This window comes from Flavobacterium sp. ACN6, assembly GCF_002304005.1.
Taxonomy (GTDB): domain Bacteria; phylum Bacteroidota; class Bacteroidia; order Flavobacteriales; family Flavobacteriaceae; genus Flavobacterium.
Genome location: NZ_MRCQ01000009.1, coordinates 31805 through 45214, shown reverse-complemented (window position 1 = coordinate 45214; position 13410 = coordinate 31805). Strand labels below are relative to the sequence as shown.

9 protein-coding genes are annotated in these 13410 nt (G+C 35.4%); 4 read left to right on the top strand and 5 right to left on the bottom strand.

Going from position 1 to position 13410, the window contains the following annotated elements:
• Positions 1 to 25: 25 nt before the first annotated feature.
• From BSF42_RS14670 to BSF42_RS14655, 4 genes are all read right to left on the bottom strand, one after another.
• Positions 26 to 2512 carry a glycoside hydrolase family 2 TIM barrel-domain containing protein gene (locus BSF42_RS14670; RefSeq protein WP_095953839.1) on the bottom strand — a complete coding sequence of 829 codons (2487 nt, stop codon included), beginning with the start codon at positions 2510 to 2512 and terminating at the stop codon, positions 26 to 28.
• A gap of 138 nt (positions 2513 to 2650) precedes the next feature.
• Entirely contained in the window at positions 2651 to 3520 is an 870-nt protein-coding gene (locus BSF42_RS14665; RefSeq protein ID WP_253251074.1) for a hypothetical protein, read from the bottom strand.
• An 18-nt stretch (positions 3521 to 3538) separates the two neighbouring features.
• Positions 3539 to 5119 carry a RagB/SusD family nutrient uptake outer membrane protein gene (locus tag BSF42_RS14660; RefSeq protein WP_095953837.1) on the bottom strand — a complete coding sequence of 527 codons (1581 nt, stop codon included), beginning with the start codon at positions 5117 to 5119 and terminating at the stop codon, positions 3539 to 3541.
• Positions 5120 to 5131: 12 nt separating this feature from the next.
• Positions 5132 to 8221, bottom strand: a complete 3090-nt coding sequence (locus tag BSF42_RS14655) for a TonB-dependent receptor (protein ID WP_095953836.1) — start codon at positions 8219 to 8221, stop codon at positions 5132 to 5134.
• Positions 8222 to 8800: 579 nt separating this feature from the next.
• Here BSF42_RS14655 and BSF42_RS14650 point away from each other — a divergent pair.
• The 4 genes from BSF42_RS14650 (at position 8801) to BSF42_RS14635 (ending at position 13125) form a co-directional block, all read left to right on the top strand.
• Positions 8801 to 9517, top strand: a complete 717-nt coding sequence (locus BSF42_RS14650) for an NUDIX domain-containing protein (protein WP_095953835.1) — start codon at positions 8801 to 8803, stop codon at positions 9515 to 9517.
• Positions 9518 to 9572: 55 nt separating this feature from the next.
• Entirely contained in the window at positions 9573 to 10274 is a 702-nt protein-coding gene (locus tag BSF42_RS14645; RefSeq protein WP_095953834.1) for an NUDIX domain-containing protein, read from the top strand.
• Positions 10275 to 10437: 163 nt separating this feature from the next.
• Positions 10438 to 12234: a translation elongation factor 4 gene (gene lepA / locus BSF42_RS14640; RefSeq protein WP_095953833.1), complete on the top strand. Its 1797-nt coding sequence runs from the start codon at positions 10438 to 10440 to the stop codon at positions 12232 to 12234.
• 273 nt (positions 12235 to 12507) lie between these two features.
• A complete protein-coding gene (locus BSF42_RS14635) occupies positions 12508 to 13125 on the top strand; it encodes an outer membrane beta-barrel protein (RefSeq protein WP_095953832.1) in 618 nt (205 codons plus the stop codon).
• Positions 13126 to 13212: 87 nt separating this feature from the next.
• Here BSF42_RS14635 and BSF42_RS14630 read toward each other — a convergent pair whose 3' ends face one another.
• Positions 13213 to 13410 (bottom strand): hypothetical protein, encoded by a 198-nt coding sequence (locus BSF42_RS14630; protein ID WP_095953831.1) that lies wholly within the window; start codon positions 13408 to 13410, stop codon positions 13213 to 13215.

The window sequence follows — 13410 nt, the reverse complement described above, 5'->3', positions numbered from 1 at the left end:
GAAAACCTTGCAGGAACGTAACTTATTATTCTGTTGTAATTACGATTGTGGCTTGTTTTAGTCCATTCGCTTTAGCAGTTAATTCTAATCTTTCGGCTGCATTACCCGATTGAACGATTACTAAACATTTTCCTGCCAAAGCGGTATGTTTAGTTCCTTTATAAGGTTCGTGACTTACGGGATCACCGCTGCAAACACCAACAATTTTTCCGTTTCCTTTTAATGAAAAATTGATTTCGTTATTGGCATTCGGAACCAAAGTGCCTTTACCATCTAAAATATCAACTGTTATAAATGACAAATCATTTTTATCTGCTTTGATTGTGCTTCTGTCAGCAGTCAATTTTAACTGCGAAGGTTTTCCAGCCGTTTTAATTTCTTTTTCTAAAACCACTTTTCCGTCTTTACGAGAAATGGCTTTTAAAGTTCCTGCTTCAAAAGGAATTCTCCACATTACATGAAGATCGTCTCCTTTTTTGCTTCTTTTTCCAACTGATTTTCCGTTTACAAAAAGTTCCACCTCATCGGCTTTATTGTAATATGCCCATACGTCAACAGTTTGTCCCGCTTTCCAATTCCAATGAGGAAAAATGTGCAGCACCGTTTTATCAGTCCATTCACTTTGGTACATATAATACACATCTTTTGGGAAACCTGCTAAATCTGCAATTCCAAAATAAGAACTAATTGACGGCCATTCATACGGAGTTGGTTCGCCGATATAATCGAAACCTGTCCAGATGTACATTCCAGAAAGGAAATCGTGTTTTTTAATTACTTTCCATGTTGCTTCGTGAGTAGAGCCCCAAGGTGTCTGAACCTGATCGTAAGCAGAAACTGTGTTACCTGGATTTCCTTCTGTAAATTTAAGGTCCCATCTTACCGGCCATTTTTTGATAGTATCTGAAACGGCGTCATAATATCCTCTTGTCTGCAAACCAGAAGTCGTTTCTGTTGCAATGAAAGGTGTATTTGGAAAGTTTTTTAGGTGATGTTCGTACGTTTGATGTGCATAATTGTACCCAATCAAGTCTAAAACACCTGATCCAGCAAGCGGATTAATCGAAACATTGTTTTTCTCAAACTGTAACGTCACTTCATCAATATTCATATTCACAGGCGGATTCATCGCAGCGGTCAACGGACGTGTTTTATCGTACTGACGTGTAATTGCTGCTAATTCTTTGGCAATTACAACACCCGTTTCGTTCCATTGTTCTGGAATTTCATTTCCAATGCTCCAAACAAAAATACTTGGATGATTTCGGTCACGCAGCAATTGATCAATTAGATCTTTTTTGTGCCATTTGTCCCAATCGTTTCCGTAATCGTATTTGGTTTTGGTTTGTTTCCACATGTCGAAAGCTTCATCCATAACAATGAAACCCATTTTATCGCAAAGATCTAAAAGTTCTGGAGCAGGCGGATTATGAGAAGTTCTGATTCCGTTTACACCCATTTCTTTCATGATTTCCAATTGACGTTCGATAGCACGCGTATTGATTGCAGCCCCCAGCGGACCTAAATCATGATGTAAACAAACTCCTTTTATTTTTACCTGTTTTCCATTCAAAATAAAACCTTTATTCAAATCAAATTTAAAATCTCTGATTCCGAAATTGGTCTTGTATTGATCAACGATTTTATCGTCAAGCGAAATTTCAGTAACTGCGGTATACAATTCTGGTTTTTCAACCGACCATAAAACAGGATTTTCCACTTCTGCAGATTGTTTTAAGGTTTGATTGGCATTGGCACCGATTGTTATATCTTGAGTAACCGATGTTACTTTGGTATCTTCTTTAAAAATAGTAGTGGTTACGGTCGCTTTTTTTGCTGCTGTGTTTTGATTTTGAATGGTAGTTTCAAATTCTACTGAAGCTTTTTGAGCCGTAACTTTTGGTGTTGTCACATAAGTTCCCCATTGTGCAACATGCAGTTTATCTGTGGTTTCGATCCAGACATTTCTAAAAATTCCTGAACCTGAATACCAGCGTGAATTGGGTTGTTTTGAATTGTCAACCTTAACAATTATTTCGTTGTTTTTATCTCCATAATTTAAATAAGGAGAAATTTCATACTGAAAACCAATATATCCGTTTGGACGTTTTCCTAAAAAATGTCCGTTTACCCAGACTTCGCTGTCTTTGTAAACACCGTCAAAAGTGATAGATGTTACTTTTGTGCTGTCTTCTGCAGCGACTTTGAATGTTTTTTTGTACCAGCCTAAACCTCCGTTTAAAGCGCCGCCTCCATAACCTGCAGGACTTTTTTCATCAAAATTGCCTTCGATGCTCCAATCATGAGGAACGTCTAGTTTTCGCCATTTTGTAGTACTTCCGATGGTATCTTTATCCACAATACTATCGTTAAGGTGAAAACTCCAATCTGTATTAAAAGAAACTTTTCTGTTTATAAATGCATCGCCTTTTTTAGCGCAGGAATTGAATAAAAGTACTCCAGCCGCGACTGCCAATAAACTTATGCTTTTTATGTTTTTTCTAATATGCATAGGTGCTTTTTGTGTTTTTGGAAATGGAAGATAGAAATAAAAAATGATTTCGAATATTTCTTCTTAAAATAATTTAAGTCTCAGTCTTAAAGCACATTATAAAATGTATTTAAAACTGAGACTTCAAAACTAACTAACTTATGATTTTGGAACTAAATGATAAATTAAATAATCACCATCTGCTCTAATTCCGATAAAGCATAAACTTGTATCAGTAAGTTCAACAATTTTTACATTCGTGAAACTGAAAGAAGGACTAAAATAACTTGGTTCGTTTGGATGCAGCATTTCTGTACCTCCGTTAAACGAAATTCTATCATTTGTTTCTCCAGTTGTAAGACTAAAATTGAATGTTCCTACTTTGGTTGTTTTTTGTGTATTTCCTAAAGCTGGGTTGGTTTGTGTTACCGAAACATTGTAACCTCCATCTAAATTAAATGTAATTTCTCCCCAATCTTTGTTTTCAAGACCAGCCCAAGAAATATCTGAAAGGTTTGGCCACCATCCTGGACCACTCACCTCTCTGTTTACATAACTTGGTGTATTTCCGATAAATTCTAATGGAGCTGTCATGTATAAAACCCAAGTTTTTCCAGCTTGTCCATTAGTCAGTTTTTCCCATCTTGGATCGCTGAAGAAAGCATCATCATTTTCTGGAACTTCTACCGTTACCGGCGCTGCTTCAACAGAACCTCCTCTAACAAACGCTGTGTAAAAAATAGTGTACTTCCCTGCAAAAGGAAAATTTACTTTATCATCACTTTTGTTAGAATGTCCAAGTTCATTCCCATTTCCATCAACATATCTCCAGTATGGAATTACCGTTGGATCGTCATTCTTTAAAACTACTTCATTCTTTTTTGCAGTGTTTTGAGTTATCGAGAACTCAAGTGTTTCTGGTGTCAGCGTTACTGCCGGCAGACTTTCACGATCTTCAACAGGCTCGCAAGAGAATAAAAACGAACTGATTGTTACAGCCGCTAATACTATATATAATATACGTTTCATAATCAATTTGTTTAAATGTTAGTTCCAACCTGGATTTTGTTGAATAGTACCGTTTGAAAGTACAATCTGTGATTGTGGTAAAGGCAGCCATCCCAGCGTTTCTGGTCTAAAAGTAACCGCAAACTGAGAATCTCCAGTATTGTTATCAATCGCCGCTTTCATTACAGGCATACCTTGTCTGATTAAGTCAAAATAACGTAAACCTTCTAATGCTAATTCAAGACGACGCTCTTCCATAATATTGGCCTGAGTTGCAGGAACTCTATTTGTCGTAGTTTTAAAAGCACGATCACGAACTCTGTCTAAATCTGTTTGTGCTAATGCAGCATTTGTTCCTAAATTCAATTCAGCAGCCATTAATAAAACATCTGCAAAACGAATAACCGCATAATCTTGATAGTTATCAATTTGGAAGTTTCCTCCATTTGCCTCTACAACTGCAACTCCTGCAGCGTTAGTAATTGGGCAGTATTTTTTCCAAGAATATCCAGTATATTGACGTTGCTCTCTAGCTTGCGGGTCAAAGTTTAATCCTTCACCAACATAATCAATAAACGAAGCTCCTTTTCTTGTATCAGCATTATCGTATGCAGCAACCAATTTAGGATTTACAGTTGCTCCTCCCCATCCTGTTGCGTATTTACCAATTGAGCCTCCACGCGGCGCAATGTTTACTTGGAAACGGTTTCCTTCATGAAGATCCCAATTTCCTTTTCCTGATCCGTTGAAACGAACAGCCCAAACCATTTCTGTATTATCTTCTCCTGCAAAATTTTCAAAAGAAGCTGCTAACCAAAGATTTGCGAAATCAGCCACTAAACCGTGTCCGCTATTATTTACAGCATCATTGATATAAGTTACAGCTTGCGCTTTTGTAATTACTCCGGCTAGATCTGTTTTGTTGTAAGCTCCAGTGTAAAATAAGAATGTTCTAGCTAAATAAGCTTCTGCAGCCCATTTTGTAATACGTCCGTAGTTTGCATTTCCTGCTTGTGAGTAATTCTCTGGACCTAAGTTATCAGCAGCAAATTTTAAATCGTTTGCAATTAAAGCATAAGTAACTTCTGGAGTTTGTCTTGGTAATTCAAATTCACTTGTTGTTACCGTATGATCCAACGGAATAATATCACCAAACATTTTTGCTGCCTGGAAATGAAAATGTGCTCTCAAGAAACGAGCTTCCGCTTCGTAACGTGTTTTTAAAGCTGTCTCAGATCCCCAGTTTACTTTGTCTAAGTTTTCTAATAGAACATTTGCTCTGTAAATTCCAAGATAAGAGTTTGACCAAGTCAGGCTATTCATATCTTTATCTGTAGTATATTGAAAGCGGTCCCACTGCAAATCTACAGTTGGATCTGCAATACCAAATCCACCAAAACAGTTATCAGATGCCTGCTCGCTTACGATCAATTGTGTACCATAAGCTTCTCTTTGCAATACGTCATAAACGGCAACCAAACCTTCAAAAGCATCAGATGGAGTTTTATAAAAATTCTCCGTTACTTTATCTGTATATGGTTCGTTTTCCAAAAAATCCTCCGAACAAGAACCTAAAACCAGAAGGCTTGAAAGGGCAAATAATTTTATATATGTTTTCATCGTTTTCAAAATTTAAAAGTTAACATTTAGACCCATCATGTAGGTTCTTGGCTGTGGATAATACCCAACATCGATTCCTTTAGCCCAAGATTGATTTACGTTTCCGAAACCAATTTCCGGATCCATTCCTTTGTACTTCGTGAATGTGTAAATGTTATTTCCTGCAACGTATACTCTGAATTTAGAGAAGAATTTTAACTTGTCTGTTAACTTTGTCAAATCACATCCAATTGTAGCATTTTTAATTCTGAAGAAATCAGAATCCTGAATATACAAATCAGAGAATTTAGTGAAGTTACCATTATCATCTGTTCCGTAAGTTACTCTTGGAACTGTGTTTGAAGTTCCTTCGCTTGTCCATCTGTTTAAAACATCTGTCGTGTTGTTTGTGTAAGCACGAGTGTAATCGTGAATTCCAAAAACGTTTTGTCCTCCAGCAGTACCGTAAGTATTAATAGAGAAATCAAAAGCTTTGTATGATAATTCTAAATTAACACCGTAAGTAATATCTGGATTTGGATCACCAATTTGAGTTTTATCATTTGCATCAATTTGTCCGTCACCGTTTAAATCCACAAAACGAACATCTCCAGGAACTGCACTAGGCTGTACTCCCGCTGCAACTTCTGCAGCATTTTGAAAAATTCCAGCTGTTTTTAAACCGTAGAAATAACCCATTGGTTTACCTACCTCAACACGGTTCATTTCGTCTAAACCTTGGAATAAAACATTAGATTCTCCGTGAATGATTCCTTCATTATTTGCAATTCTCAACACTTCGTTTTGGTTGCGTGAAAGGTTGGCGTTGATACCAAAATTCCAATCTTTTCCGAAACGTGTGCGGTAAGCCAATCCAATTTCAAAACCTTTGTTGCTCACGTCTCCACCATTAATGTAAGGTGCAGTTGCTCCAGCATAAGCAGGAATAGAAGCCAAAACTAACCAATCTTTAGTTTTCTTATCGTAATAATCGAAAGTTAAAGTAAAGTTGTTAAACAAAGTAGCATCAAAACCTAAGTCTAACTGCTCTGAAGTCTCCCACTTTAAATTACGGTTTGCTAATTGGTCAGGGCTTGAACCTACTAATAAAGTTTCGTCACCTGTTCCAAAATGATATGTTTTATCTGTTGAGTTTACAACTGACATGTAAGCAAATCTTCTTGCAAATTGATCGTTACCATTTTGTCCCCAGCTTGCTCTTAATTTGAAAGTATTTAATACTTTGTTTTCTTTAAAGAAAGCTTCTTTGTCTAAATTCCAACCTGCAGAGAATGAAGGGAAAATAGCATATTTGTTGTCTGGACCAAATTCTGAAGATCCGTCACGACGAACTGTCGCTGAGAATAAGTATTTATTATCGTAATCGTACAATAAACGTCCGAAGTAAGATTGAATCGCGTAATCTCTGCGATTTCCTTTTACCACATTTGAAGTTGGGTCTTTTGCATTGTCTAAATAAGCGTGAGCAAAATCATCAAAAATCAAGTTTCTACCTTGTCCTTCCATGTAATCAGAAGTATTCTTTTTAGCAGAAGTACCCGCTAACAAATCAAAATTATGAGCTGACCCAATATTGAATTTATATTGAAGTGTATTTTCAAAAATCCATCCCAAAGATTTTGTAGCACTTTGAGTTACACTTGAAACCGTATTATTATCATTTGAAGAAAGAGAGTAAACTGGTCTGAAAGAACGGTAATTACTGTCTGTCATATCAACACCATAACTAGTTCTGAAAGTAAAGTTTTTGGCAAATTTTAATTCTGCAAAAATATTACCTACATAACGGTTTGTTTTAGTCTGGTTGAAGTTATTGTAGTATAAAGATCCAACAGGATTTGTTACGTCGTTTGAAATAATTGAACGTGCAAAACCGCCATTTTCATCGTAAGGAGCATCGATTGGCGCAGCATTTAAGAAAGCTCTAATTGCATTGCTGTAAATACCATCATCTGCAACACCGCTTGATTTGATGTTTGATAAAGTGAAGTTTTCACCAATTTTTAAAAATCCTTTAATTACTTCTGAAGTAGAGTTTACTGTAAAGGTAATACGATCGTATTGAGACTGACTTGTAGATCCTCCGATCATACCGTCTTGCCCGTAGTAAGATAAACCAGTAGCAATTGTAGATTTTTCGTCACCACCTGTAATTAAAAGCGAGTGATTTTGTTTGATTGCACCTTCGTTAAATAAACTTTTCTGCCAATCGGTATCTGGAAATCCAGCAATTTGAGCCTTTGTGTATAATGGAGCATATCCAGAATTTACACGAGCTTCGTTCATAATTGTTGTATATTCCTGTGTATTCAATAAATCCAGTTTTTTAGCAATCTGCTGAAAACCTGTATATGAGCTGAAAGACACATTCATTTTACCGTCTTTTCCTTTTTTAGTTGTAACCAAGATAACTCCATTTGCTGCTCTTGCTCCGTAGATAGAAGCTGCAGAAGCATCTTTTAAAACGTCAACCCTTTCAATAACAGATGGATCAAGATATCCAATTCCGTTATCAACCACAACACCATCAACTACATAAAGAGGATCACTGTTTCCTGCTGTACCTGCACCACGAATATTTACCACCATATTCGCACCAGGCTGACCAGAAGAAGAAGTTACAGAAACTCCCGAAGCCTGACCTTGTAAAGCATTTACAACATCAAGACTCGCAACTTGCTGAATGTCTTTTCCTGATACCAAAGAAGTTGCAGCTGTATTAACTTTCTTCTTTTGAGTACCGTAACCAATTACTACAATTTCTTTAAGTTCTGCAGTTTCTGGCTGTAAAACCACGTTGACTAATTTTTGAGCGCCAACCGTAATATTTTGTGTTTTAAATCCCACGAAAGTGATCACTAAAACATCGCCTGTTTTGGCTTCCACTTTATATTTTCCATCAAAATCGGTAACAGTACTCGATTTTGTTCCCTGTACAAGTACAGTTGCTCCGGGAACTCCAAATCCGTCTTCGGAAGAGGTGATTGTTCCACTTACAGTTTTGGATTCTTGTGCAAATCCAAACTGCATCATAAATACGCTAAGCAGCACCGCCATAAAATATGGAAGCTTTGTTGTTTTAATACAATTTTTGCTTTTCATAATAAGAATTGATTAAGTTTAAGTTATAGTTAGTAATTTTTACCCTAAGAGAAATCTGGAAAACTTCCCAAGCAGGTCATGCAAAAAATGAGGGCCTGAATCTCATTTCCAACATTTAGTACTTGCAGACTATAAGCAGCTATTTTTTAAACATCAAAATCGATTTAAAATCAATTTCTAGAAAAAACATTTGTGGTAAGTTTAAGTTAAGTCGTAGCTTTGCCTTTTTTACTTATAGTCAATTTGAATTTATCTTATGGTAAATTTGACTACAAGTGTAAAACAAATTTTCTATATTAACAAAATATTAGGGTTATTTTTTTTCAATTCTGATAAATAGTAATTCATTTTTATCAATGATGTAAAAAGAGAATTGAAATTGAAATAAAAAATATAGAAAAAACAACGATTTATAAAATTGACAATCAGACATTTAAAAATCGATATGTTTTAAGGCATATTTTAGCACATTTTTAATTCACTGATTATCAAAATCTTGTTTCGTTAAAAAAAATATAAAGCTTTTAAGAAGGCTCGTAATCATTTTATTTATTTAATTTGTCAAAATTTATCTAGAATATGGTTGAAAATGTAGATGACAGAACTGCTTCAAAAAACGAACAGAGTGCCATGAATGCGATCACGATTGACTGTGTCATTTTTGGTTTTGACAAAGGCAGTCTGGAAGTACTTTTGGTGCAGCACGGTGAGGGTATCAGCAAAGGAAAGTGGGGTCTTCCAGGGGGATGGATTTATAAAAAAGAAAGTACAGACAATGCCGCGCATCGCTTATTGAACGAACTTACGGGTCTTGACAATATTTATCTTGAACAGCTGAAAGCATTTGGAGATCCAGATCGTTTTCCGCTGCGACGTGTAATTACTATCGGCTATTATGCATTAGTAAAAAGAGAAGATTATAATATTAAGGCCGGTTTTACAGCTTCGGATGCGAAATGGTACAAAATAAATAATATCCCAGATTTGATTTATGACCATAATGAAATTCTGAATTACAGCTTAAAACATCTTCGAAATAAAGTCCGCCAAACACCAATTGGATTTAATCTGCTTCCAGAAAAATTCACTTTATTACAATTGATGCAGTTATATGAAGAAATTTTAGGTGTTGGAATGGACAAACCAAACTTTAGAAGAAAAATTCTCCATATGAAACTTCTAGCCGCTTTAGATGAAAAACAGCAGGATGTATCGCATAGAGCAGCTCAATTGTATAAGTTTGATCCTGAAATCTATAAAAAATTGACTGAAAAGGGATTTAATTTCGAATTCTGATTTTCATATAAAAATTAATAAAAAACGCTTTTGCACTTCGAAACAACATAATAAATTGACAGAAACAACTACTAATTATCACAAACCAGCCGTAGACGGAATCACAATTGACTGCGTTTTCTTCGGATTTAATAAAGAGAGTCTCGAAGTTCTCTTAGTGCAGCATGCCCAAGGCGAAAGTAAAGGCAAATGGGGACTTCTTGGCGGATGGCTTCAAATAGACGAAAGTGCCGATGATGCCGCCCAGCGCATTTTACAAGAACTTACGGGTCTTGAAAACATTTATTTGGAGCAGTTAAAAGCTTTTACAAACCCGAATCGTGTTCTTGAAAGACGTGTGGTTACTATTGGTTATTACACTTTGGTCAACAGAGAGGACTATAATATTAAAGCCAGTTTACGAGTTATCGAAGCAAAATGGTATAAAATAAATGAGATTCCGGATTTGATTTTTGACCATAACGAAATTCTGGATTTCAGTTTATTGCAATTGCGAAACAGAGTTCGTCAGGCACCAATTGGTTTCAATTTATTACCAGAAAAGTTCACCCTTTTACAGCTAATGCATTTGTACGAAGAAATTTTAGGAATCGAATTGGACAAATCCAATTTCAGACGAAAAATTCTCCACATGAAACTGCTGACAGCACTGGATGAAAAGCAAAAAGACGTTTCGCACAGAGCGGCTAAACTTTATAAATTTGATGCAGAAATGTATAAGAAATTAACAGAAAAAGGAGTCAATTTTGAATTTTAAACCTGTTTTTAATTCACAACCATCAACTATCGTAGATCAACATTCCAGAATCCAAAACTTTGCGCTATCTTTGCGCCTTAATAACATGCTTTAAAGCAATTGCTTTGGCGTTATTTTACACCCAAAAAATACTTAAACTCGTTTAGAGAACTGATATATAAAAATGAAGAAGATACGTAACTTTTGCATTATTGCACACATTGACCACGGTAAAAGTACATTGGCGGACAGATTATTAGGCGCAACACAAACCGTTACAGCTCGTGAAGAAAAAGCGCAATTGCTTGACAACATGGACCTGGAACGTGAGCGTGGTATTACTATTAAAAGTCATGCCATTCAGATGGAATACACTTATAAAGGTGAAGAGTACATCCTGAATTTAATTGATACTCCAGGCCACGTAGATTTTTCATATGAAGTTTCTAGATCTATTGCTGCCTGCGAAGGAGCTTTATTGATTGTAGATGCTGCACAAAGTATTCAGGCACAAACGATTTCAAACTTATATTTAGCACTTGAAAACGACTTAGAAATCATTCCGGTTTTAAATAAAGTCGATTTACCAAGTGCGAACCCAGAAGAAGTTAGTGATGATATTATCGATTTATTAGGTTGTAAATTAGAAGATATTATTCATGCCTCTGGAAAAACAGGTTTTGGTGTTGAGAACATTCTTGCCGCTATTATCGAAAAAATTCCTGCTCCAAAAGGAAACCCAGACGAACCTTTACAAGCTTTGATTTTTGACTCGGTTTACAATCCGTTTCGTGGAATCGAAGTAATATTTAGAGTTGTAAATGGTGAAATCAAAAAAGGTCAGAAAATTAAATTCATGGCTACGGGCAATGAATATTTTGCTGACGAAATTGGAACTTTAAAATTAAACCAAGTTCCGAAAAACGTAATTTCCAGCGGAGATGTTGGTTATTTGATTTCTGGAATTAAAGAAGCGAAAGAAGTAAAAGTTGGAGATACTCTAACCGATGCCAAAACGCCGACAACGAATATGATTACTGGTTTTGAGGATGTAAAACCAATGGTATTTGCTGGAATTTATCCAGTTGATACGGAAGATTATGAAGATTTGCGTTCTTCTATGGAAAAATTGCAATTGAATGATGCATCTTTAGTTTTTACGCCAGAAAGTTCTGCAGCGTTAGGATTTGGTTTCCGATGCGGATTCTTAGGAATGCTGCACATGGAAATTATTCAGGAACGTTTAGAGCGTGAGTTCGACATGACTGTAATTACTACGGTTCCTAACGTTTCGTATTTGGCTTACACCAAAAAAGACCCTGAAACTGCATTTGTGGTAAACAATCCTTCTGATTTACCTGAACCTTCTCGTTTAGATAGAGTTGAAGAACCATTTATTAAAGCTACTATTATTACAAAAGCTGATTTCGTAGGAAACGTAATGAGTTTATGTATCGAAAAACGTGGACAAATTACCAATCAAACGTATTTGACAACAGAACGTGTTGAATTGAATTTTGATATGCCTTTAGCAGAAATTGTATTTGACTTTTACGATCGTTTAAAAACGGTTTCTAAAGGTTATGCTTCTTTTGATTACTCTCCAATTGGAATGCGTACTTCTAAATTAGTAAAACTGGATGTCCTTTTAAATGCACAAACAGTTGATGCACTTTCAGCCTTAATTCACGAAGATAACGCCTACAATATCGGTAAAAAAATGACCGAGAAATTACGCGAATTGATTCCGAGACAGCAATTTGACATTCCTATTCAGGCTGCAATTGGAGCAAAAATTATCGCTCGTGAAACGATTAAAGCTCTTCGTAAAGACGTTACCGCAAAATGTTACGGTGGAGATATTTCGCGTAAGCGTAAATTGCTGGAAAAACAGAAAAAAGGTAAAAAACGTATGCGTCAGGTAGGAAACGTTGAGATTCCGCAAGAAGCTTTTATGGCTGTTTTGAAATTGAATGATTAAGTTTTTTAGAAAATAGAATAAAGAACCCAAAATATAGATTAAAACCCGATAACTTTCGTTATCGGGTTTTTTATTTTTTTAAGAATTAGTTCTCAATAAACACTTGGCTTTATACCCTAAAACTTAAATTTAACATCATAATTAAACAAGTAAATACTTATAAAATTGTATGTTTTTTAACTCAATTGATTCATTGTTGATGCATTCGATTTAGATTCTAAAATTTCTAGATTTTTAAATATAACTTTAATCTTACAACTTAAAATTATTATTATGAAAACTAAATTTTTTATTCTTTTATCGATGTTAACTTTCTCATTTGCTAACGCACAACAAGAAGAAGTTGATTCGGAAATGAACTCAGCAAAAGGCGTAACTTTTCAAAGCGGTGATATGTTTCTTGAAGGTTCGATCAAAATTAGCACAGGTGGTGATGCGGACTATTACGGCTTCAGCCCAAAGTTTGGCTATTTACTAAATGATAAATTTGCAGTAGGAGCTAAACTAAATTATGCAAGCAATAAAGTAGAAACTACACAAGTAGAAACTAATGTTTTTGGAGTTGGTGCTTTTGCTCGTTACTATTTCTTAGAATTAGACAAAAAACGTTTAAAAACTTATGCTGAAGCTGGTTTAGGATTTGGAAGAAACAAAACTGATATTCCAAATGTTGGAAGTGATACTGATAACAGTTTAACTGCTGATATTACTGTGGGATTAAACTATTTTGTTACTAAAAACATTGCTGTAACTTTTGTATTAGCAAATATGCTGTCTTACAACAGTGTTTCTCCAGAAGACGGACCATCATCTGATACTTTCCAATTAAATATTAATTTATTTGAAAATATCTTCGATCAACCGCAATTTGGTCTTTTGTACAGATTCTAAATCGTCCTGCTATTTACTTATAAAAAAGCTGTCTCAATTTGGGACAGCTTTTTTATTCCCAAATAATTTTATTTGTTTGGCTTTTTCTTATGATAAAAGCGTTCCGCATATTCCTAATCCAATAATCAGATATAGGGCTCCTATAATAAAACAAACCTTTGCTCCATTGGGGCTATTTTTCTTAATTGCAAAACCAATGATAGCCATTAAAATTGGCGGACCAACCATAATTGCAACAAAAAATGCGACTAAACCATCTAAATTACCTACTTCTAACGCTGTCAT